This window comes from Holdemanella sp. MSK.7.32 (assembly GCF_024460475.1).
Lineage (GTDB): Bacteria > Bacillota_I > Bacilli_A > Erysipelotrichales > Erysipelotrichaceae > Holdemanella.
In genome coordinates this window covers 1-574 of record NZ_JANFYN010000124.1, presented here as the reverse complement: position 1 = coordinate 574, position 574 = coordinate 1, and the positions used below count along the sequence as shown (strand labels likewise).

Here is a 574-nt window from a genome sequence, read left to right as displayed (position 1 = left end):
CACACTTTTACATCACCCTTTTCACTTTCCTGGTAGATATTCAATAACTCTTTGTTCTTAGTCACTACATACGCAAAATACAATGCATCACGATTAAATTCTCGATCTAGATCTTCTTTTAAAATCTGTTTTCTATAGATCATACGCAATAGATCAAAAAATCCTGTGTTGCCTTTTCACCTGTATTATACTTGTGATTTGTGTTTAGCTCAATCAGATTCAGTTTAAACTCATTGAACATATCTTCAAATCCAGGATGAATGATTTCTAGTTCACTCAATCTTTTAGCCGCATTCCACTTGGATTCACCCACATATAAGACGACTGTTAAAATCATTGGAAGCCTTGTATGCATAGGAACATGCTTCTTAAAGTTTTGACGAATATAACGCATACGAGCAACACTTTCATATTCCATGACTCTTGCGACCATACACTGATCGACATAGCTTTGACTTTCAATCACGAACAAATCTAAATATGTACCATCCTCATACCGCTTGATGATATCCACATGCTTACTCGAAACATTCATGACAAGTTCACTGTTTTCATCCTTAAGATATTCAGGCTT

Annotated in this window: 1 protein-coding gene; it reads right to left on the bottom strand. The window is 35.2% G+C overall.

Going from position 1 to position 574, the window contains the following annotated elements; genetic code table 11:
* Positions 1–139 precede the first annotated feature (139 nt).
* The coding region (locus NE544_RS12090; protein WP_256269506.1) for an Rpn family recombination-promoting nuclease/putative transposase at positions 140–574 on the bottom strand (435 nt) is incomplete at its 5' end.